The 20894-nt window shown below is 73.2% G+C and carries 15 protein-coding genes and 1 CRISPR repeat array; of the genes, 7 read left to right on the top strand and 8 right to left on the bottom strand.

Annotated features, from left to right (window positions below):
* Positions 1-66 precede the first annotated feature (66 nt).
* A CRISPR array of direct repeats spans positions 67-3278; the repeat unit is 28 nt; unit sequence GTGCTCCCCGCGCACGCGGGGATGGTCC.
* A 642-nt stretch (positions 3279-3920) separates the two neighbouring features.
* The 4 genes from ABZ321_RS39905 to ABZ321_RS39890 are packed head-to-tail and all read right to left on the bottom strand — an operon-like array spanning position 3921 to position 9058.
* Positions 3921-4565 carry a response regulator transcription factor gene (locus tag ABZ321_RS39905; RefSeq protein ID WP_354900765.1) on the bottom strand — a complete coding sequence of 215 codons (645 nt, stop codon included), beginning with the start codon at positions 4563-4565 and terminating at the stop codon, positions 3921-3923.
* Entirely contained in the window at positions 4553-5779 is a 1227-nt protein-coding gene (locus ABZ321_RS39900; protein WP_354900763.1) for a sensor domain-containing protein, read from the bottom strand. The genes ABZ321_RS39905 and ABZ321_RS39900 overlap by 13 nt, the downstream gene beginning before the upstream one ends.
* Positions 5780-5798: 19 nt before the next feature.
* On the bottom strand, positions 5799-8303 hold the full coding sequence (locus ABZ321_RS39895) for an ABC transporter permease (protein WP_354900761.1): 2505 nt from the start codon (positions 8301-8303) through the stop codon (positions 5799-5801).
* Positions 8300-9058 (bottom strand): ABC transporter ATP-binding protein, encoded by a 759-nt coding sequence (locus ABZ321_RS39890; RefSeq protein WP_354900759.1) that lies wholly within the window; start codon positions 9056-9058, stop codon positions 8300-8302. The genes ABZ321_RS39895 and ABZ321_RS39890 overlap by 4 nt, the downstream gene beginning before the upstream one ends.
* A 187-nt stretch (positions 9059-9245) precedes the next feature.
* Between ABZ321_RS39890 and ABZ321_RS39885 the strand changes: the two genes are divergently transcribed.
* Positions 9246-10433: a ThuA domain-containing protein gene (locus ABZ321_RS39885; protein ID WP_344500266.1), complete on the top strand. Its 1188-nt coding sequence runs from the start codon at positions 9246-9248 to the stop codon at positions 10431-10433.
* A 41-nt stretch (positions 10434-10474) separates the two neighbouring features.
* Here the strand turns inward: ABZ321_RS39885 and ABZ321_RS39880 are convergent, their stop codons facing one another.
* Entirely contained in the window at positions 10475-12793 is a 2319-nt protein-coding gene (locus ABZ321_RS39880; protein ID WP_354900757.1) for an EAL domain-containing protein, read from the bottom strand.
* Between the two features lie 144 nt (positions 12794-12937).
* Positions 12938-13387 (bottom strand): NUDIX domain-containing protein, encoded by a 450-nt coding sequence (locus ABZ321_RS39875; protein WP_354900755.1) that lies wholly within the window; start codon positions 13385-13387, stop codon positions 12938-12940.
* Positions 13388-13472: 85 nt separating this feature from the next.
* On the opposite strand from ABZ321_RS39875, the gene ABZ321_RS39870 reads away from it, so the two are divergent.
* Positions 13473-14024 carry a hypothetical protein gene (locus ABZ321_RS39870; RefSeq protein WP_354900753.1) on the top strand — a complete coding sequence of 184 codons (552 nt, stop codon included), beginning with the start codon at positions 13473-13475 and terminating at the stop codon, positions 14022-14024.
* A 320-nt stretch (positions 14025-14344) separates the two neighbouring features.
* On the opposite strand, the gene ABZ321_RS39865 is transcribed toward ABZ321_RS39870, so the two are convergent.
* Positions 14345-15718, bottom strand: coding sequence for a PLP-dependent aminotransferase family protein (locus ABZ321_RS39865; RefSeq protein WP_354900871.1), 1374 nt, complete (start codon positions 15716-15718; stop codon positions 14345-14347).
* Between the two features lie 94 nt (positions 15719-15812).
* Here ABZ321_RS39865 and ABZ321_RS39860 point away from each other — a divergent pair, with 94 nt between their 5' ends.
* From ABZ321_RS39860 to ABZ321_RS39840, 5 genes are all read left to right on the top strand, one after another.
* Entirely contained in the window at positions 15813-16322 is a 510-nt protein-coding gene (locus ABZ321_RS39860) for a SigE family RNA polymerase sigma factor (RefSeq protein ID WP_344500274.1), read from the top strand.
* The gene (locus ABZ321_RS39855) at positions 16319-17404 is read left to right on the top strand and encodes a hypothetical protein (protein WP_354900750.1); all 1086 of its coding nucleotides are present in this window, start codon (positions 16319-16321) and stop codon (positions 17402-17404) included. The genes ABZ321_RS39860 and ABZ321_RS39855 overlap by 4 nt, the downstream gene beginning before the upstream one ends.
* A 92-nt stretch (positions 17405-17496) precedes the next feature.
* On the top strand, positions 17497-17838 hold the full coding sequence (locus ABZ321_RS39850; RefSeq protein WP_344500278.1) for a metalloregulator ArsR/SmtB family transcription factor: 342 nt from the start codon (positions 17497-17499) through the stop codon (positions 17836-17838).
* A 3-nt stretch (positions 17839-17841) separates the two neighbouring features.
* Positions 17842-18348, top strand: a complete 507-nt coding sequence (locus ABZ321_RS39845) for an SRPBCC family protein (RefSeq protein ID WP_354900748.1) — start codon at positions 17842-17844, stop codon at positions 18346-18348.
* Positions 18348-18968: a dihydrofolate reductase family protein gene (locus ABZ321_RS39840; protein ID WP_354900746.1), complete on the top strand. Its 621-nt coding sequence runs from the start codon at positions 18348-18350 to the stop codon at positions 18966-18968. Before ABZ321_RS39845 ends, ABZ321_RS39840 begins: the two co-directional genes overlap by 1 nt.
* A gap of 70 nt (positions 18969-19038) precedes the next feature.
* On the opposite strand, the gene ABZ321_RS39835 is transcribed toward ABZ321_RS39840, so the two are convergent.
* Positions 19039-20790 carry an exo-alpha-sialidase gene (locus tag ABZ321_RS39835; RefSeq protein ID WP_354900744.1) on the bottom strand — a complete coding sequence of 584 codons (1752 nt, stop codon included), beginning with the start codon at positions 20788-20790 and terminating at the stop codon, positions 19039-19041.
* Between the last annotated feature and the right edge of the window lie 104 nt (positions 20791-20894).

Raw genomic sequence — 20894 nt, 5'->3', positions numbered from 1 at the left:
AGCGCACGCGGGGATGGTCCCCAGTACGCGCTCCGCGACGTGATCGACCTGGGGCAGACGTCGGACGTGCTCCCCGCGCACGCGGGGATGGTCCCCAGTACGCGCTCCGCGACGTGATCGACCTGGGGCAGACGTCGGACGTGCTCCCCGCGCACGCGGGGATGGTCCCCCGGGGTGTTCGGGCAGCGTCAGGCCGAGGTTGTGCTCCCCGCGCACGCGGGGATGGTCCCTTCATGTACGCCTTCATGGTGTTCACCTCCTCGTGCTCCCCGCGCACGCGGGGATGGTCCCGGGAGGCGATCGCCTACCTGATCTATGCGTGGGTGCTCCCCGCGCACGCGGGGATGGTCCGTCGCTCTCCGCTTGCTCGGTCATGCCGGGCGGGTGCTCCCCGCGCACGCGGGGATGGTCCCGAACTCGAACTGATCGGCATGTGCGTCCAGTCGTGCTCCCCGCGCACGCGGGGATGGTCCGTTCCGCATCGCCGCGGAGGTCTACGACCCAGCGTGCTCCCCGCGCACGCGGGGATGGTCCTCAGCGCGTACGGGCGCCCGGCGGCGATCCAGTGTGCTCCCCGCGCACGCGGGATGGTCCGTCGGTGTACTTCGGGACCTTCACGACCGAGGTGTGCTCCCCGCGCACGCGGGGATGGTCCGACGTTGTGCCGCACCTGCGTGCGGACGCTCTCGTGCTCCCCGCGCACGCGGGGATGGTCCCGAGGACCGGATCGCGATGGGCAACGCGGGCAAGTGCTCCCCGCGCACGCGGGGATGGTCCCTGCGCGGGCGCGAGCACGCACAGGACACTCTTGTGCTCCCCGCGCACGCGGGGATGGTCCGGTCCGCGACGCCAATATCGAGAACGGCATGTCGTGCTCCCCGCGCACGCGGGGATGGTCCGCCGTTCGGGGAACGGTCCCGGGCGGCCGCCAGGTGCTCCCCGCGCACGCGGGGATGGTCCGACGTTGTGCCGCACCTGCGTGCGGACGCTCTCGTGCTCCCCGCGCACGCGGGGATGGTCCCGAGGACCGGATCGCGATGGGCAACGCGGGCAAGTGCTCCCCGCGCACGCGGGGATGGTCCCTGCGCGGGCGCGAGCACGCACAGGACACTCTTGTGCTCCCCGCGCACGCGGGGATGGTCCGGTCCGCGACGCCAATATCGAGAACGGCATGTCGTGCTCCCCGCGCACGCGGGGATGGTCCGCCGTTCGGGGAACGGTCCCGGGCGGCCGCCAGGTGCTCCCCGCGCACGCGGGGATGGTCCCAACCTTGCCGATCTTGCTGAGGCCGGCCGCGGGTGCTCCCCGCGCACGCGGGGATGGTCCGACACGGGGAAGTCCGCGAACACCGACTCATCGCGTGCTCCCCGCGCACGCGGGGATGGTCCCGGCGGGCGCTGGCAGGACACCGCGACCGGGCAGTGCTCCCCGCGCACGCGGGGATGGTCCCGACACCGACGTGATGCCGCCGAGGTAGGCGCCGTGCTCCCCGCGCACGCGGGGATGGTCCGTACATCCTGCACTGCTGCATGGTGGACCCGGCGTGCTCCCCGCGCACGCGGGGATGGTCCGGGTGCCGTCACCCCCCTGAGCGCCCCCAGGGAGTGCTCCCCGCGCACGCGGGGATGGTCCTCGTGAGCGCGTCGGCCGGCGCGGACAGCGTCGGTGCTCCCCGCGCACGCGGGGATGGTCCGGCCGACCAGTCGGCGCTGGTGACGTCGAAGCTGTGCTCCCCGCGCACGCGGGGATGGTCCGTCGCGGGCGGCACCCTCGCCGCTGAACGGGCCGTGCTCCCCGCGCACGCGGGGATGGTCCCGGCTTCGTGATTCGCCCCGAGAGCGGGCTCGTGTGCTCCCCGCGCACGCGGGGATGGTCCCCAGCTGCTCAGGCCGGACAGCGCCGACTGAATGTGCTCCCCGCGCACGCGGGGATGGTCCGAACGCGATCAGCGCGACGACGACCAGCCAGAAGTGCTCCCCGCGCACGCGGGGATGGTCCCGTGGCCACGACCCCCGACCGCAACAGGATCGTGCGCTCCCCGCGCACGCGGGGATGGTCCGGCCCGCCGCGCTGCCCTCGCCCTCGCGCTGCTGTGCTCCCCGCGCACGCGGGGATGGTCCGGACCGGCGCGCCAGCCTGAGCCTGATCGACGCGTGCTCCCCGCGCACGCGGGGATGGTCCCGGCTCGGGTCCGTTCGTCTGGCTCGACCCGGGGTGCTCCCCGCGCACGCGGGGATGGTCCGACGTCAACTACGGTCACGACCGGACCGTATTTGTGCTCCCCGCGCACGCGGGGATGGTCCGTGGCGGAACTGCGGTCCGCCGTGAGTCACCTGGTGCTCCCCGCGCACGCGGGGATGGTCCTCTGGTCGGCTCTCTCGTCGTCAAGGGCGGCGAGTGCTCCCCGCGCACGCGGGGATGGTCCCCGATGTGATCAGCGGTGGCCGGACCGCCAGGTGTGCTCCCCGCGCACGCGGGGATGGTCCGCCCTCACGGACGAGCATCCGGTCGCGCAGGCGGTGCTCCCCGCGCACGCGGGGATGGTCCGCCGTTCCGCGGCCACGAGGACTACGACGCCAGGCGCTCCCCGCGCACGCGGGGATGGTCCGGCCTTCGACCTCGTCCAGGTCGACGACGAGACGTGCTCCCCGCGTACGCGGGGATGGTCCGCTCGCCGGCAACGCAGGCCTCGGCCTGACCGGGTGCTCCCCGCGCACGCGGGGATGGTCCGTTCGGGTACTTCATGGCGGCGAGGTGCAGCTTGTGCTCCCCGCGCACGCGGGGATGGTCCCGGATCGCGACGGCCCTCTCCTACGCCGGCGCCGTGCTCCCCGCGCACGCGGGGATGGTCCCAGGTCGCCCATCAGCCCAAGAACGTTCCCGCTGTGCTCCCCGCGCACGCGGGGATGGTCCCGCGACCGACACCACAGATGACAGCGCGGGTGAGTGCTCCCCGCGCACGCGGGGATGGTCCGGTCGAGCACTGGAATCCGCGCTCCGGTGCCGGGTGCTCCCCGCACACGCGGGGATGGTCCCACGCCGGACACGCCGGACGGGTTCGAGGATCAGTGCTCCCCGCGCACGCGGGGATGGTCCGAAGGTCGCGCCGAACACTCGGTGGGTGACCTCGTGCTCCCCGCGCACGCGGGGATGGTCCGTTCTTCTTGTGGTTGTAGACCGGCCACAGGAGGTGCTCCCCGCGCACGCGGGGATGGTCCTGCTCTCCGCACCGCGAATGAACGCCATTCGTGGTGCCCCCACGCACGCGGCGATGGTCCGCAGGTCACCGAATGTCGCCGCTCCCGAAAGACTGACCCCCGGGCCTGGAACCCGCCGACTCGCAAGGGGGCAATTTCCGGAAGCGCTGACACCGAACTCAAGCAGCTCCCGCCATCGTGCTCTCCGCGCACGCGGGGGTGGTCCCTACTACGTCGAGGCCATGCGGCCCACCACACAGTGCTCCTCCCGCGCGCGGGTGGTCCCGTGTGCCGCAGGTCGTGCGGCGTCGGCAGCGGGTGCTCCCCGCGCACGCGGGGCTGGTCCCCCCGAGACCGTGACGTCCGTCAACCCGTGCGCGCGCTCCCCGCGCACGCGGGGATGGTCCTCGCTCTTGCAGGCTTTCCCCCAGGTCGGGGTCGTGCTCCCCGCGCACGCGGGGGTGGTCCGATCAAGGCAGAGACGGCGCAGATCGAGGTGCAGTGCTCCCCGCGCACGCGGGGTGGTCCGGTGGCGCCGAGTTGCTCGGTTGCGGGGGCCGCCGTGCTCCCCGCGCACGCGGGGGTGGTCCCGCGTTGCCGACCCGTTCATCGGGGTCCGCGGGGTGCTCCTCCTGCATGTGGGGTGGTTCGCTGCCAGGACCCGGGCGTACCCGAGTTGCGTCGTCTCCAGCGTTGCCTGCGTCGGCGGCTTTGGGAGGGCGGTCAGGTGTTGAGGTACGTGAGGACGGCGCGGACGCGGCGGTGGGCGTCGTCGGATGGGGGGAGGTCGAGTTTGGCGAAGATGTTGGTGATGTGCTTCTCGACCGAGACAGGGGCCAGGACAAGCGTCGCGCAGATGGCGGTGTTCGACAGGCCCTGCGCCATGAGGTGCAGGACCTCGCGTTCGCGGGGAGTGAGGCCTTCGACGCCGTGGTTGCGGGCGTTGCGGGTGAAGAGTTGGCGGACGACTTCGGGGTCCAGGGCGGTGCCGCCGGCGGCGACGCGTTCGACGGCGTCGAGGAACTCGTCCAGGTCGGTGACGCGGTCCTTGAGCAGGTAGCCGACGCCGCCGCGGCCGTCGGCGAGGAGGTCGGCGGCGTAGGCGCGTTCGACGTACTGCGACACGATGAGCACCTTCGCGGCGGGGTCGGCGGAGCGGAGGCGCAGCGCGGCGCGGAGGCCTTCGTCGCGGAACCCCGGTGGCAGGCGGACGTCGACGATCGACAGGTCGGGGCGGTGCTCCGTGACTGCGGCGACGAGGGCGTCGGCGGTGTCGACGGCGGCGACGACGGTGTGGCCGGTGTCGGTGAGCAGGCGGATCATGCCGTCGCGGAGGAGGAGCAGGTCTTCGGCGATCACGATGCGCATGGCAGCTCCGCGTGCAGGACGGTTGGCCCGCCGGGCGGGCTGGACAGGGTGAGGGTGCCGTCGAGGGCTTCGACGCGGCGGCGCAGGCCGTCGATGCCGGGGCCGTTGGGGTCGGCGCCGCCGCGGCCGTCGTCGGTGACCGTGACGTGCACTGTGTCGCCGGTACGGCGGATGTCGACGGCGCCGGTCGACGCCGATGCGTGTTTGGCGGCGTTGGTGAGGCCCTCGGCGACGACGAAGTAGGCGGCCGACTCGACCGCGGCCGGATACCGGTGGTCAGGCGCCCCGTGAAGCGTGACGGGGAACGGGGTGTCGCCGGCGAGGGCGGCGAGCGCGGCGTGCAGGCCACGGTCGGTGAGGATCGGTGGGTGGATGCCGCGGACGAGGCGGCGCAGCTCGGCCAGGGCGTCGTCGAGCTGGCGGCGGGCGAGGGCCACGTCGGGCGCGGCGTCGCCGTCGGTGCGCAGCTTGCGGGCGGCGAGAGCGAGTGTCATCCCGGCGGCGACGATACGGGCCTGCGCGCCGTCGTGCAGGTCGCGTTCGATGCGGCGCAGCTCGGCGGCCTGGGCGTCGACGACCCGGCGGCGGGTCTCGGCGAGCCGTGCGGCCCGCTCGACGAGCCGGCGGTGCTCGCCCGGTGCGAGCAGCGCCGCGGCCAGTCGGGCGAGGCCGGTCGCGAGGGTACGGACGAGCCAGGCGGCGACCGGCAGCAGCGCCAGCCCGACCACGGTGAGCCCGAACCGGCCGGGAACGGTGGTCATGAGCGGCTTCATCGGCCACGGCGCGTGCGGGTTCGGCACCGCCCACGCCCACAGCGGCGCGACGATCGAGCCGAGGTCGACGATCGCGACGACAAGCCCGGCGACGCCACAGGCCAGGCCCAGCGGGAAGAGCACGACCAGCCAGGCAAGGTCCCGCCAGGTAGCCGGCTGGGCGGCGACCCCGGCCACCCGCGAGCGCCAGGCGCCGGTCACCGGCACGTACGGGGCGGCGACGGGCGCACCGAGCACCCAGCCCGCCCGGCGCCGCTCCACGGCAGCCAGCGCGCGGGTGACCCAGGCCGCGCCGAGGAACGCGGGCCCGCCGAGCTGGGTGACGGCCAGCAGCGTGACGACCACGGTGGCGGCGAGGCTCCAGACGAACCCCACCACCCCGGCGATCGGTGCGGTCGCCAGGTACGCCAGCGGCCGCACCGAACCCATGATCTTGCGCATCATCGCAGATGGTACGGGGTCAGACCCGGCTCGCCAGCGCCCGGCGGCGCAGCATGAGCCGGGTGGGCAGGAACCCGGCGATCAGCCCGAGGGCAGCGACGCCGCCGGCCATCGCCGCGTACGTGACAGGCTCGACGAACACCCGGAAGACGCCGTCCTGGGCGATGCTGAACGCCCCGACCACGATCCCGGTCACGGCCGCGCCGAGCAGCAGCCCGACGAGGACGGTGACGACGGCCTCGGCGCCGGCGAGGCGGTGCAGCTGCGGGGTGGTCGCCCCGATGAGACGCAGGTCGGCGTATTCGCGTCGGCGGGCCGTGGCGGCGATCGCGAACGTGTTGACGACGGCGATCGCGGTGAACCCGAGCGAGATGACGACCATGAGCTCCCAGGCGCCCTGCTGGTTCGACGCGTCGCCGGGCGGCGCGGCGTCGAGCGTCGGGGTGAGCCGCAGCCCGGGGAACTCGGCGCGGATCCGTTCGTCGGTGCCCGGCGTGTACCGGAGGCCGGCCGTGCGCACGAGCCCGCGCGGGTCGTGGGCGGCGACGAGTTCGGCGGGTAGCACGAGGTCGCCGAAGCCGCGCGATCGCTCGTACACCATGGAAAGGCGCAACTGTTGCTGCTGGCCGTCGGGAAGCCACAGCGGGACGAGGTCGCCGACGTTCCAGTTGTACTGCCGGACGAGTGCCGCGCTGGCCGCGAACCCGTCGGCGGTGTACGCGCCGGCGACGACGCCGAGGTCGAGGGCGGCGTCGGTGCCGGTGACGAGGAGGCCCTGCGCCGGGTAGTCCTCGGGCTTGCCGCCCTGCGCGACGATCACCCGGGTCGGCAGCTGCGCGGCGGCACCGGTCACGCCGGGCACCGCGGCCAGGCGGCGCGCGGCGTCCAGCGGCAGCCCGCCGGCACCGGCGACCTGGGCCGTGGCGGGCGCCGAGCGGGCCACCTGCTCCTGCCCGGCCAGGCGGCTCGACAGGGCGCCGTTGAGCAGCATGACGGTGTTGATCGCGAACATGAGCACGAGCGGGACGGCGACGGCGGAGACCCGGCGGTACTCGGCGCGGGCGACGAGCCCGGCCAGCCCGAACGGCCGGGCGACGATCGTGGTCAGCAGGCGGACGAGCAGCGGGCCGGTGGCGGCGACCGCGCACAGCAGCAGGGCGGAGGAGATGAAGCTCATCCCCATGCCGAACGGCCCGTCCAGCGGCACGAACGTGAGCACCGCGACCGCGCCCGCCGTCGCGACCAGCGCGGCGAGGACCCGCACGACGAGGCCGCCGGTCGGTGCCGTCGCCGTCTCCACGAGGGCCTGGGTCGGTGCGATCCGCACCGCCCGCCGCCCGGCGATCCGCGCCGCGACGAACGTGACCAGGACCCCGGCGGCCGCCGCGAGCAGCAGCACCGGCACGTTGGCGCGGACCTCGAACTGGGCCGGCACCGCGCCGAGCGTCTGGAACCGGGCGGCGACGACCCCGGCGAAAAGCACGCCGAGCGGGGCGGCGGGCAGCGCGGCGACGGCGGCGAGGACGGCGCTCTCCAGGCCGAGGACGCGGCGCAGCTGCTTCGGGGTGGCGCCGATCGCCCGCAGCAGCGCCAGTTCGCGCAGCCGCTGCCGGACGCTGAGCGTGACGGTGCCGATGAGGACGAAGATCGCCGCGAACGCGGTGATGCCGATGACGAACCCGAAGATGGAGATCGGGCCGATGTAGTCCGGCAGCGCACCGGGCAGGTCGGCGCGGACCCGGTCGGCGCCGGTGAGGACGTCGGCGGCACCGGCGGCGGCGCGGACGGTGGCGCGGATCTGGGCCGGGTCCGCGGTGCCGAAGATCCCGACCGCGGTCGGCCCCGGCAGCCCCGACACGGCGGCGACGTCGGCGTCGGCGAGGAACAGCGCGCCCTGCGCGGGCAGCCCGTCCCGGCCGGCGGGTGCGGCGATGCCGCTGATCCGCACGGTTCGCGCCCCGGTCCGGGTGGTGACCCGCAGCTCGTCGCCGACCGCGACGTGTCCTCGTGCCGCGAGGTCCGCGTCGATCACGGCCTCACCTGCGCCGGGCGTGTTGCCGTTCTTCATGGTGTACGGGGTGAGCACCGCCGACGCCCAGCCGTGCCCGATGACGGGCGCGTCGTCGGCGCCCCGCAGCGGGCGACCGTCCCCGGTGGTCGCCTGTACGGGGAACGCGTAGTCGGCGACGGTCGAGCTGACCCCTGGCACGGCGGCGATCCGGCCGGCGAGGTCGACCGGCAGGGTGCCGGCGCCGGTCAGCCGCTCGGTCTTGACCTTGCGCTTGACCTTGGTCTTGCCTTCCTTCTTGTGCTTGGTGGTCACCGTCTCCAGGCTGATCTCCCGCTCGCCCGCCACGACCGCGGAGGTCGCGGCGAACCGGTCCGCCGGCGGTTTCGCGGTGAGGACGGAGAACAGCAGCAGCCCGCCGCCGGCGAGCAGCGCCACGGCGAGGAGCGCGGCGACGAACGTGCCGGCGTACGCGCCGCGGTGCCGGCGCAGGGTGGCGATCGCGAGGCGGATCATCGGGCGCTCCCGGTCATGGTCGTGGCCTTGCGGTCGGTGACGGCGGTCATCTGGGCGGCGACCTGCGCCGCCGACGGGTTTGCCAGCTCCGTCACGATCCGGCCGTCGGCGAGGAAGACCACCCGGTCGGCCCGGGCGGCCGCCGCCGGGTCGTGGGTCACCATGACGATCGTCGTGTGCAGGCCGTCGACCGCCTCACGCAGCAGGTCGAGCACCTCCCGGCCGGTCGTCAGGTCCAGCGCGCCGGTCGGCTCGTCGGCGAAGATCACCTCGGGCCGGGCGGCGAGCGCCCTTGCGAGGGCGACCCGCTGCCGCTGCCCGCCGGACAGTTGCGCGGGGCGGTCGTCCTCCCGCCCGGCGAGCCCGACCCGGCGCACGACCTCCCGCGCCCACGCCCGGTCCGGCCGCGCCCCGGCGAGCCGCTGGGGCAGCAGCACGTTGTGCCAGACGGAGAGGGAGTCGATCAGGTTGTACGACTGGAAGACGAACCCGACCAGTTTCCGCCGGGCCTCGGTGAGCTTCGGCTCCCGCAGCCGCCCGATCTCCTGACCGGCCAGCAGCACCCGGCCGGAGTCCGGCCGGTCCAGGCCCGCCGCGCACTGCAGCAGCGTGGACTTGCCCGAGCCGGACGGCCCCATCACCGCGTTGAACGTGCCGGCGGTGAACGCCGCCGACACCCCGTCCAGCGCCCGGACCCCGGCGCCCGGGTACGTCTTCGTCACGTCGAGCAGCTCGACGGCCACCGTGTTTCGCATGCACCTCAGCGTTGTCGAGCGCCGCCGATCAGGGCACACGGCCGGCCCTGGTCTTCGTGGTAGGGCTGTCCCTACCCTGCCTGCGGCGGCGCCGGCCCGGCGGAGGGTCAGCGGCGATCGCGAACCGTGTGTAGGTTGTCGCCGAGAGGCGGGCGGGCCCGTCTGTGACGACCCCACAGGAGTGCGCATGATCGCCCGGTCCGCTGTCCGCCGTGCCCTGTTGGTGGCACTCGCCGTCGTCTGCGCCGTGGTCGGCTCGCTGGTGGCCGCCGCGCCGGGCCACGCGGCGCCCGCCTACGCGTCGTTCAAGGTGCTGGTCTTCTCCAAGACGACCGGGTTCCGGCACGACTCGATCCCCGCGGGCGTCCAGGCCATCCGCGACCTGGGCGCCGCCGACAACTTCACCGTCGACGCCACCGAGGACGACGCGGTCTTCACCGACGCCGGTCTCGCCCCGTACCGGACGGTGATCTTCCTGTCGACCACCGGCGACCCCGTCACGACCCAGGCCGGGAAGGACGCGTTCCAGCGGTACATCCAGCGCGGCGGCGGCTTCGTCGGGGTGCACGCGGCAAGCGACAGCGGCTACGCATGGGCCTGGTACGGCAAGCTCGTCGGCGCCTACTTCAAGGGGCACCCGGCCCCGCAGCCCGCCCGGCTCGTCGTCGAGGACACCGCGCACCCGGCCACGCAAGGGCTGGCCGCGTCGTTCACCCGGACCGACGAGTGGTACGACTTCCAGGCCAACCCCCGCGGTGCCGTGCACGTGCTCACGTCGGTCGACAACACGTCCTACACCGGCTCGACGATGGGCGGCGACCACCCCACCACCTGGTGCCAGAACTACGACGGCGGCCGGTCCTTCTACACCGCGCTCGGGCACACCGCCGAGAGCTACACCGAGGCCGCGTTCCTGCACATCCTGCTCGGCGGCATCCTCACCACCGCCGGCGCGGTCGCCGGGGACTGCGCGGTGCCCACGAACACCGTGATCAGCCTGCGGGCCCGGGCCAACAACAGGTACGTCACGGCCGAGAACGGTGGCGGCTCGCCGCTGATCGCCAACCGCACCGCGATCGGCCCCTGGGAACAGTTCGACAGGATCGACGCGGGCAACGGGCTGATCGCGCTGCGCGCGCACGCCAACAACCAGTACGTCTGCGCGGAGAGCGGCGGCAACGCGTCGCTGATCGCCAACCGTGGCGCCGTCGGCTCGTGGGAGAAGTTCCAGCTCGTCCGCAACGGCGACGGCACGGTCAGCCTCAAGGCGGACGTCAACGGCAGGTACGTCACGGCGGAGAACGGCGGCAACGCCGCGCTGATCGCCAACCGCACCGCGATCGGCCCCTGGGAACAGTTCGACCTCATCGGCTGAGCCGGGAGGCTCCGTCCGCTACGTCGCCGCGGCGGTCACCGCTACGTCGCCGCGGCGGTCGCCGGGGCGGCGGTCAGCAGCCGGTCGACGGCGTCCGCGGGCATGGGGCGGGCGAAGTGGTAGCCCTGCGCGGTCCGGTAGCCGAGCGCGGCGAGCCGCCGTGCCTGCTCCGGCACCTCGATCCCTTCCGCGACGACGTCCAGCCCGACGACCCGGGCCAGGGCCAGCACCGCGGCCGGCATGGCGCCGGCGCGTCCCGGGGCCGAACGCTGCACGAACGACCGATCGAGCTTGATCTCGTCGACCGGCAGGTTCTGCAGCAGCGTGAGCGACGACTGGTCGGTGCCGAAGTCGTCGAGGGCGACGCGGACGCCCATCCGGCGCAGCGCCTCCAGGTGCGTGACGGCGTCGCCCAGCGCGACGGCGGTGCTCTCGGTGATCTCGAGGGTGAGCCGGTGCGGCGCGAGGCCCGTGTCGGCGAGCACCGCGGCGACCCGGTCGGTGAAGGAGGCCTCGGCGAGCTGACGCGCGGAGACGTTGACGTTGACGGCGGCCGGTGCCAGCGGGCCGTGCTCGGCCGACCAGGAGGCCAGCTGCCGGCACGCCTCGCGCAGCACCAGGTCGCCGACCGCCACGATGAGACCGGTCCGCTCGGCGACCGGGATGAACTCGGCCGGCGGCAGCGTCCCACGGGTGGGGTGCGCCCACCGCACCAGCGCCTCGACGGCGGTCATGCGGCCGCTGTCCAGCGACACGATCGGCTGGTACTCCACGAACAGTTCGCCGTTGTCGACGGCCTGGCGCAGCTGGGCGCCGAGCGCGGCCGAGCCGGCCACCGCACCGGCCATACCGTCGGTGTACGGCAGGCAGTTGCTGCCACCGCCGTGCTTGGCGGCGTACATCGCGATGTCGGCACGGCGCAGCAGCTCACCGGCGTCGTCGCCGGGCCGGCCGCCGGCGATGCCGATGCTGGCGCGCACGAGCAGCTCGTGCCCGTCGGCCACGACCGGTTCGCCGAGGGCGGCGATCATCCGCTGCGCCACCTGTTCGGCGACGGCGGGGGTGACGTCGTCGAGGATCACCACGAACTCGTCGCCGCCCAGGCGCGCCACCACGTCGCCGGGGCGGACGGCCGCGACGAGGCGCCGGGCCACGGCGAGCAGCAGCGCGTCGCCGGCCGCGTGGCCGAGCGTGTCGTTGACGGTCTTGAAGTCGTCGAGGTCGACGAGCGCGACGCTGACGCCGTGCCCGGTCGTCGACGACAGCGCCGCGGCGAGCCGGTCGTTGAACAGCGCCCGGTTGGGCAGCTGGGTGAGCGCGTCGTGGGTCGCGTTGTGGTCCAGGCGGGCGACCAGGCGGGCGTTCTCCCGGAACACGGTGATCTGCCGCCACACCACCAGCGCGGTCAACGCCACGGCGGCCACCGCCGCGAGGCGCTCGTCACCGTCGTCGGTGAAGATGGCGACCAGCAGCAGCGTGTCGACGGCCGCCACCGCGAGGTAGGGGAGGTTGCTCGACGGCCGGGTGCCCGTCTGGCGTCGCTGGCCCGGCGCGGTGGGCTCCTGCCACTGCCGTTTCGCCGCCGCCGTCGCGCAGATCATCACCACGGGCACGGTGATCTGGGACAGCCCCAGGTGCGGCTGGTCCACGATGAACCGTTGCAGGAAGCCGCTGAGCGCGCCGCCGATCATGCCCGCGGCGAACAGGTGCAACGCGCCGCGGGCCACGAACATGTGCCCGGAGAGCGCGACCTTCGCGATGGCGAACACCGCGAGCAGCTCCAGGACGAGGGTGAAGCTGGCCGCGATCAGCGACGGCGCCCGGTAGTTGCCGGCCTCGAGCAGCGGGCGGGCCTGGTAATGCCACATGAACACCGTCGCCGCCACCAGCACCGTGCCGGCGTCCATGCCGATCCGCATTCGGTCCCCGCGGCTGGTGGTGCCCAGCGGCAACCGCCACAGACCCCACAGCAGCGTCAGCACGGCGCTGCTGTAGGCGGCCACGGTGAGGGGCGAGAGGTCCTGGCTGGCGACGCCGCTGCCGAGCGCGTCGCGGGCGTTGGATGCGACGCCGACCCCGGCCAGCGCCGCGCAGATGGCCAGGTGCTTCCAGAAGCGCCGGGTCGGTGCCGGGAACCGGGCCGATCGGGCGATCCTCGCCGCGGCGAACACCGGGACCACCACCGACAGGGGTCCCGCCAGCCACAGCAACACCAGCGGGGTCCGGGGACCGGACAGGTTGACGGCGAAGACGGCCACAGCGAACGCCGCCAGCACGGTCGAGGCGAGCGTCGGTCCGCCCGCCTCCTGGGCACGACGCTGGAGCCGCCGTGACATCACCAGCAGCTTCCCGTCATGCATCGCGGCCTCCGATCGAACACAGCACTGCTGTCACCGTCGGCGGTCGCGGGCCGGCGCTGAGCGGATTGCCCGTCCGCACCGCGATCGCAGCCCGACGGCAACGGCTCATCCCGACGGTCCCAAGCGGAACATCGCGTCTTTTCGTCAGGTGTACTGGTCGTGCCGGTCGACGAACCGCCGGCCGTCGTGGCTGCGGACGGCGGGCGTGGGGTCCGCGCGGAGCGCGTCGAGGGTGCGCACGGCGAAGACCTCGCTCATGCCCGCGGTGACCTGGTCGGCGGTCCACCAGTCGACGGCGGCCGCCTCCTCCGTCGCCGCCGGGGTGCCCGCGACGAGACGGGCCCGGAAGACGAGCGCGACGATGCCGGCGGTCACGGTCTTGTAGATGCCGGTCAGCCGCTCCGGTTCGATCTCCACCCGGGTTTCTTCGAGCACCTCACGGCGGACGCCCGCCTGCGGGGTCTCGTCGAGCTCCAGGATGCCACCGGGGATCTCCCATGCGCCGTTGTCGCGTCGCTGGATGACGAGCACCCGGCCGCCGTCGTCGGTGACCACCGCGGCGACGCTGACCGAGTGGCGCGGGAACTGGGTCATGGTTGTCCCTTCCTGTGGCCGGCGGGTCTGTCGGGTTCCCTGCGGTCGCCTTGGTGAGACGATGATCGATTCTTAGCATCGGGTCATGTCCTGGTTACCGAGGTTGTGGCGCGCCCTTCCCGCCGGCATCGTCCTGCTGGGGACGATGCTCCCAGCCGGCCCGGCCGCGGCCGCCCCCTGCACCGGTGTGACGTGCGTCCGGTACTACGCGGACATCACCGTCGCCGCGACGGTCGACCCGGCGACGCCCGTCCTCGCCGGCGTGATCCACAGCTACACGGTCCAGGTGACCAACACGGGCTGGCGCGTCGGCGGGAACACCGCGCCGCGGCCGGGGATCGGTCCCGACTCCGGACCGGTGTACGTGCACCTGCGCCGGGCGCCGGGTGAGCTGGACATCCTCTTCACCAACGACGGCGGGGTGCCCTTCGACTGCTTCCGGTGGGGCAGCGGCGCCGGCCACGTGGTCTGCCACGCCGAAAGCCTCCCGACGGGCACGACCAGCCAGTTCACGTACTACTTCCAGACACCGGCCGTGCCGGGCACCTACCAGTTCGGCATCGACGTCGACTCCTACCAGTGGACGGAGTACGACGAGACCAACAACGCGGTCACCCTGACCTACAGCGTCGGCTGACCCGGCCGGGCGCCCACGCGGGAGGACCGGACCGGGATGCGCTGACGCATCACTGGCGCGCACCGGCGTCAGGTGTGCCCGAGCCGCGGGGACGTCGTTGACCGACGTACCGCCCGGTGACGAAGATGGCCACGGTCGAGGCCGTGCCGGCGCCCATCACGGTCACGCCTCGACCGGCGAGCCGAGCTCGGCGTAGTGCCACGCGAGCCACGCCATGGTCAGCACGCAGCCGAATCCGAGCACCACACCCGCGCACTGCTTCGCCCAGTCGGCCCAGGCCAACCGGTGGGCGTGGCGGCGCTCCGCCTTCAGCAGCTCGATCAGCTCCCCGGCGGTGCCGGGCGACGCCTTCTCCCACTCGGCGAGCCTGTCCCAGGTGGCGAGGTCACGCCAGCCGTGATCCGCGGCGGCACCGGCGGGGTCGGCAGGCCGTGCGACAGTCCGGCGCTCGCGCACGACGTGCTCCTCGCGCGGTCGTGGGCCGTCGCGGCGGGCGGCCCGAGGCGGTGCAGCATCTGGTCGAGGTGCGCTTCCACCCGTGCCAGCGACTCGTCGACGGTGGCCTCGACGCCGGTGGGGGGCGCGGGCGGGGTGAGGTCCAGCGCGTCGAGGAACGCCGCCCACCCCCGCGACGCCCAACGCGGAAGCCGTCGGCGCCGGGCGGGTGGCTCGGGCGGGGGAGTGACGCGGGCCGGTGCCTCGCCGGTGTCGGTGCTGGTGTCGGCTGCCGGCGGCTCGACCCGCAGCTCAACCGGCGGCTTGACCGGCGGCTCGACCGGCGGGTTGATCGACGCCGGTCGGTGCTGGAACGTGCGGCCGGCCTCGGGCGTGCGCGTGATGGCGCCTGGTGTCCGCACCTCGGTGATGGCGTCCGCCAAGCGGCGGACCGCATCGTCGATGTCTTCGTCCAGGATTGATGAGAACGCCAGGCGCACCGCGTTCTCGCCGCCGTCCAGGAGGAAGTCGGTGCCCCTGACGAACGCGACCCCGTGCCGCTGCCCTTCCTGCCAGAGACTGCCGGCGTCGATGCCGTCGGGCAGCTCCACCCACATGAAGTAGCCCCCGTCGGGCTCGGTGAACCTGGCTCCGGGGATGAGCTTGCGCAGGGATGAGGCGAGGGTCGTCGCCCGTTGCCGCAGCGCGGTACGGGTGACCTCAACCGACCGGTCGAGGTCACCGTTCAAGCAGAACTGGTGCACGATGCCCTGCGACACCATGCTCGGGGACAGGTACTGGTTCGTGGCGCGGCGTGCGATGGCCTCGACCAGGCCCTCCGGACCGATCAGGTAGCCGACCCGGACACCGGGACAGACCGTCTTCGTGAACGACCCGACGTGCACGACGACGCACGCCGTGTCCCGCGACAGCAGATCGGGCAGCGGAGCACCCCGGAACCGGATCCGCGCGTACGGGTCGTCCTCGACGACGGTGAACCCGAACTCGGCCGCGAGCTCCAGCAGGGTCGCCCGCCTCGGCTCTGACAGCGTCATGCCCGACGGGTTCTGGAAGGTCGGGATGACGTACGCGAGCCTCGGTCGCAACCCTCCGTCGAGCAGGTGGCGCAACTCGTCGACGTCGAGGCCGTCCTTGTCGAGCGTGACCTGATGGACCTTGGCGCCGAGCCCGCGCAGCCGCAGCAGCACCCGGTCGTAGGTCGGCTTCTCCACCACGACGTCGTCGCCGGGACGGACCAGATGCTCGAACAGCAGCGAGACGGGCGGAAAATTGTCGCCGGGAGCGGCAAGGTTCCGCCGGTGCGCGGCGTATGTAGCGGCGGAGGTGCACTACGTGGATGCAGTGACCAAGTACGAGTTCACCGAGTTCGTGGAGCAACGCAGTCACGCGCTGTTCCGGTTCGCGTACGCGCTGACCGGTGCGCAACACACCGCAGAGGATCTGCTGCAGGGAGCGCTGGCCAAGGCGCTCATGAAGTGGTCGAGCATCACCGACCAACCCGAGCCATACGTCAAGCGGATCGTGTACCGCGACTGGGTCTCCGGGTGGCGGCACCGCAGCCGCCGGCCGGAGACGTTGATGGCCACGCCGCCCGAGGAGGTCATCGCCGACCCGAGCGAGCGCTCCGACCTGCGGCTGGTGCTCCGCGAGGCGCTGCGGGTGCTGACCCCGCGGCAGCGGGCCGTCATCGTGCTGCGCTACCTCGACGACATGACGGAGCAGCAGGTCGCCGACCTGCTCGGCTGCTCGACCGGCACCGTCGCCAGCTTGACGTCGCGGGCGCTGTCCAAGCTGCGCAGCGCCGCCGCCAGTTCCCCGACCCTGGATGGAGTACCGCTGTGAACAACCCCTTCGACACCGCGCTGCGGGGTGCGCTCGAGGATCTGGTGGACGAGGCCAAGCCGGTCGACCTCGCCGGACCGGCGGTGCGCCGGTATCAGCGGCTGCTGTGGCGGCGCCGCGCGCTGGTCGGGCTGGCCGGGGTGGCGGCGGTCGGCGCGCTCGCGATCCCCTACGCCGTCCTGCCCGACGACACGGCGGCTCCGATCACGCCCGGTGCGGTCGCGAGCTCGGCGCCGGCGCAGCCGACGACCCAGCCGGCCTCCCAGCCGGCGACCCCCAGCGCCCCGCCCACGCCGGGCCCGACACCGGCGTTCTCGGCCGGCCCGGTGGACGTCGGCGGTGGTCTCGTCATCGTGGCCGCGCCGGTGCACAACGGCACCCTGGTCCTGAACCGGAGCAAGGGCAGCTACCGCACCGTCCAGTACGGCACCGTCCGTCCGGCACCGTCGGGCGACCTCGCCGCCGTGGTCGACGGCCAGTCCGTGGGCATCCTGAACGTCGGCACCGGCAAGGTCCGCTGGGTCACCGGGCCGAAGATCGTCAGCGCCACACCGGACTGGTCGCCGGACGGCACGCAGCTGGTGTACGCGACGAACGGCACCGAACCGGACAGCATCCAGATGGCGGTCGCCGACGTCGCCGCGGCCACCGCGAGGAAGGTCGGCCCCAACATCGTGTGCCTGGAGCAGTGCGCGCCCGGCTGGCGATCCAACGGCACGGAGCTGACCCAGAAGCTCATCGACGACGGCACGGCCGTGTACTCGGTGGCGACCGGCGCGCGCGTCGGCGACACCGTGCCGGGCGCGGTCCCGGGTCGCCGTTCGTGGTCGCCGGACGGCAGGTTCGTCGTCGCCGCCCAGGGTCGGCAGGCCGCCGTGATCGACCTGTCGACCCGGCAGCCCGTGCTCACCCTGCAGGACGACGCGCGCACCGTGTACTGGACGGGCGCGGACGAGCTGGCCGTGGCGCGCCCCGACGGCGTGGTCCTGCTCGGCCTCGACGGCGCGGTCCGCCGCATCACGCCGTTGCCCGCCGACGTGGTCCCGGACGAGGCGACCTCCCTGGTGCTCGGCCGCCCCTGACCCCAGCTGCCCTGCCCTGTGCTGCCCTGCCCCGGCCGGGCAGGGCAGCGGTCGGGCTTGACGCATGCCGTTATCGGAATATGATTACGGTCGTGGCACGAGCAGCGACGACGTCGGACACGTTCAACGCGATCGCCGAGCCGCAGCGCCGGGACATCCTGGCGCTGCTGCGGGCGGGTGAGCGGCCGGTGACCGACCTGGCCCGGGAACTGGGGATGAGCCAGCCGGGGGCGTCCAAGCACCTGCGGGTGCTCCGGGAGGTGGGGCTGGTGCGGGTCCGCGAGGTGGGCAAGCAGCGCCTCTACGGCCTGGACGCCCGCGGGCTGCGGCCGATCCACGAGTGGGTCGGCGGGTTCGAGCAGTTCTGGAACGAGAGCTTCGACCGGCTCGACACCTACGTGCAGGAGCTCAAGCAGACACGGCAAGGGGATTGATCGATGGCAGGGGCAGGGCAGGAAACAGGGGTGGAGCCGGCGACGGCCGACCGGGAGGTGGTGATCTCCCGGGTCATCGACGCCCCGCGGGAGCTGGTGTTCGAGGCGTTCACCGAGGTGCGGCACCTGTCGCGGTGGTGGGGTCCGGACGGGTTCACCACCACCACGCGGTCCTTCGAGTTCCGCGAGGGCGGGGTCTGGGACTTCGTGATGCGCGGCCCGGACGGGACCGACTACTCCGAGTGGATCACCTGGACCGGGATCGTCCCGCCGGAGCGGATCGCGATGCTGCACGGTGAGTCCCGCGACGACCCGAACGCCTTCGAGTCGGTCCTGACGTTCGAGCCGGACGGCGCGGCGACCCGGGTCGAGATGCGCACGGTGTTCCCCACGAAGGAACTGCGCGACGAGGCGGTCGAGAAGTACCACGCGATCGAGGGCGGCCGGCAGACCCTGGGCAACCTGGCCGCCTACGTCACCGAGACCGTTCGGAAGGGGGCGGAGGGCTGATGGCCGGGAAGGTGTTCTTCAGCGTGTCGATGTCGCTGGACGGGTTCGTCGCGCCCGCGTCCGCCGGGGAGCTGATGGGGCGGCAGTGGATGGAGCTGCAGCGGTGGATCTTCCCGCAGCGGTTCTTCCGGGAGAACCTCCACCTGGGCGCCGGCGGCGAGGAAGGGCGCGACAACGACATCGTGCGGGAGACGTTCGAGCGCACCGGCGCGAGCGTGATGGGCAAGCGCATGTTCGACGCCGGCGAGCGGATGTGGCCGGAGGAGGCGCCGTTCCACACGCCGGTCTTCGTCGTGACGCACGAGAAGCGTGACCCCTGGGAGCGGCCGGGCGGGACCACGTTCCACTTCGTCAACGACGGCATCGAGTCCGCGCTCGACCAGGCACGCGAGGCCGCCGGCGACCGCGACGTCCGCATCGCCGGCGGCGCCGAGACGATCCTGCAGTACGTGAACGCCGCCCTGGTCGACGAGTGCTCGATCGCACTGTCGCCCGTGCTGTTCGGCTCCGGAATCCGCCTGTTCGAGGGCGTGGACGCGGCCCGCGTGGCCCTGGAGCAGGTCCGCTCGGAGCCCTCCCCGAGGGCGACGCACCTGACCTACGCCGTGCGCCAACGGTAGCCGGGCCACCACGGCCGGCGCGGCGGGCGCGTCCAGGTCGGACGTGCCCGCCGCGGTGTCATGCGGTGGGTCAGGCGCCGCGCACCCAGTCCAGGGAGAACCGGGTGAAGACGATGCCGCCGGTGTTGCCGATCTCGTACAGGTCCGCGACCTGTCCGTTCGCCAGCACCGCCATCGTGGAGTAGCCGGCGGCGCCGGGCTTGAGCAGCGCCCGGGTCGGCCACGTCGCCCCGTTGTCGGTGGACAGCCGCACGGTGAGGTTGTTGCGGGCGCTCGAGCTCGCGTTGTTGCTGAACAGCACGGTGCCCGTGCGGGCCGGCGCGCCGTTCGACCCGACGTCGGAGGGGCGCAGGTAGCTCATCTCGTCGGCGTTGCAGCCCGGGTCGGGCAGCAGGCTGCTCGCCGTCGCGGCACCGAAGGTGATACCGCCGTCGGTGGACGTCGAGTAGTAGCGGCTGCGGACGCTGTCGTGCCGCATGTTCTGCACCACGGCGCCGGTGCCGCGCTCGACGGCCTTGCTCTCGTTGATGACTGCGCCGGCCGAGCCGCCCCGCCGCCACGTCGCGCCGTGGTCGTCGCTGTACACGTTGCCGGCGTTGCTGACGCCGTTCGCGTCACGGTAGGAGATGGGCTGGATCAGCCGTCCCGAACTGGTCTGGATGCCGTGGCCGGAGGAGAAGAAGACCTGCTTCCACGCGGGGTCCTTCGCCTGCGGGTTGAGCTCGACGGGGGCGCCCCAGGTCGCGCCGTGGTCGGTGCTCTTGATGTAGCGCAGGTGCAGGCTGTTGGGATCGGTGGCGGTGTTGACGCCCGAGCCGGCCGACCAGTAGCTGATCCCGGGCCTGGGGGAGTAGGTGAAGAAGACGTAGACGGCGCCGGTGGTGCGGTCGACCAGCACGCTGGGGTCGCCGACCCCCTCGGTGACGGTGGCCGCGTGGTGGATGATGCGCGGCTGCTCGAAGCTGGCGCCGCCGTCGGTGCTGCGCATCATGGCGATCTGGATGTTGTTGTCGCCGCCGCCGAGGTCGTAGCTGCCATTGACGCGGGCGTCGGCGACGGCGATCACGGTGCCGTTGTTCGTCACGGCCATACCGGGGATGCGCACGGAGGCGACGGTGCCGTCGTAGGTGCCGTTCGGTCCGTTGAGGCCGCGGATTACGCTCTGGGTGGTCAGCACCGTGACGGCGTTCATCGCGGGGGCACCGGCGGCGAGGCCGCAGGTCGCGGTGCCCTGGTTCGTAAGGTCGAACCCGGTCGCGGTGGTGCGCAGCGCGTACGCGGTGCCCGCCGGGACGGTCCAGTACAGCTGCGCGTTGCCGCCCGCCGCCACCGTCGTGGTCCACGGCGAGCCGGACCGCCCGGGCCACGTGGTGGTGAACGTCTTCGCGGCGCCGGTCCGGTTCTCCAGCGTGAGCTGCAGCCGGCCGGCGGTGCAGTCCATGCTGGTCAGCGCGGACATGCCGGTGCCGCAGTGGAAGATCCCGGCGGCCGTGGTGTCCAGCCCGGTCGGGGTGGTGGTGCGCAGGTCGTACGCGGTGCCAGGGGCGAGGGTCCAGTAGTGCAGGAAGGAACCGCCGGCGGGGACCGTGCGCGTCCACGGCGAGCCGGACCGCCCGGGCCAGGTGACCGTGTATGTCTGTGCGGCGGTGCTGGTGTTGACGAGGTTCAGCGTCAACCGGCTGGCGGCGCAGTCGGCGCCGGCCACCGCGATGACGCCGGCGGGTGCGGCGGCCTGGGCGGAGGCGGCCGGCAGCACGGCGGTGAAGGTCAGCGCCGCGATCACCGCCGTCGCGGCTCGGATCAAGGCTCTCGGATGCGTCACATCGGCTCCTTCGGATGCATGACCACGGGGGTTGAGGTCATCGGACATACGATGTCCGACGACCATAGGGTGACGTGGATACCGCGTCAAGGAGGTCAGGGAGC

This window comes from Dactylosporangium sp. NPDC006015, assembly GCF_040614215.1.
GTDB lineage: Bacteria > Actinomycetota > Actinomycetes > Mycobacteriales > Micromonosporaceae > Dactylosporangium > Dactylosporangium maewongense.
This window is presented reverse-complemented; position numbering and strand designations above follow the sequence as displayed.

Excerpts from the sequence above, each read along its gene's own strand:
- ABZ321_RS39895 (WP_354900761.1), bottom strand. The coding sequence starts at position 8,303 with ATGATCCGCCTCGCGATCGCCACCCTGCGCCGGCACCGCGGCGCGTAC.
- ABZ321_RS39905 (WP_354900765.1), bottom strand. The coding sequence starts at position 4,565 with ATGCGCATCGTGATCGCCGAAGACCTGCTCCTCCTCCGCGACGGCATG.
- ABZ321_RS39885 (WP_344500266.1), top strand. The coding sequence starts at position 9,246 with ATGATCGCCCGGTCCGCTGTCCGCCGTGCCCTGTTGGTGGCACTCGCC.
- ABZ321_RS39845 (WP_354900748.1), top strand. The coding sequence starts at position 17,842 with ATGGCAGGGGCAGGGCAGGAAACAGGGGTGGAGCCGGCGACGGCCGAC.
- ABZ321_RS39880 (WP_354900757.1), bottom strand. The coding sequence starts at position 12,793 with ATGCATGACGGGAAGCTGCTGGTGATGTCACGGCGGCTCCAGCGTCGT.
- ABZ321_RS39900 (WP_354900763.1), bottom strand. The coding sequence starts at position 5,779 with ATGCGCAAGATCATGGGTTCGGTGCGGCCGCTGGCGTACCTGGCGACC.
- ABZ321_RS39840 (WP_354900746.1), top strand. The coding sequence starts at position 18,348 with ATGGCCGGGAAGGTGTTCTTCAGCGTGTCGATGTCGCTGGACGGGTTC.
- ABZ321_RS39875 (WP_354900755.1), bottom strand. The coding sequence starts at position 13,387 with ATGACCCAGTTCCCGCGCCACTCGGTCAGCGTCGCCGCGGTGGTCACC.
- ABZ321_RS39870 (WP_354900753.1), top strand. The coding sequence starts at position 13,473 with ATGTCCTGGTTACCGAGGTTGTGGCGCGCCCTTCCCGCCGGCATCGTC.
- ABZ321_RS39890 (WP_354900759.1), bottom strand. The coding sequence starts at position 9,058 with ATGCGAAACACGGTGGCCGTCGAGCTGCTCGACGTGACGAAGACGTAC.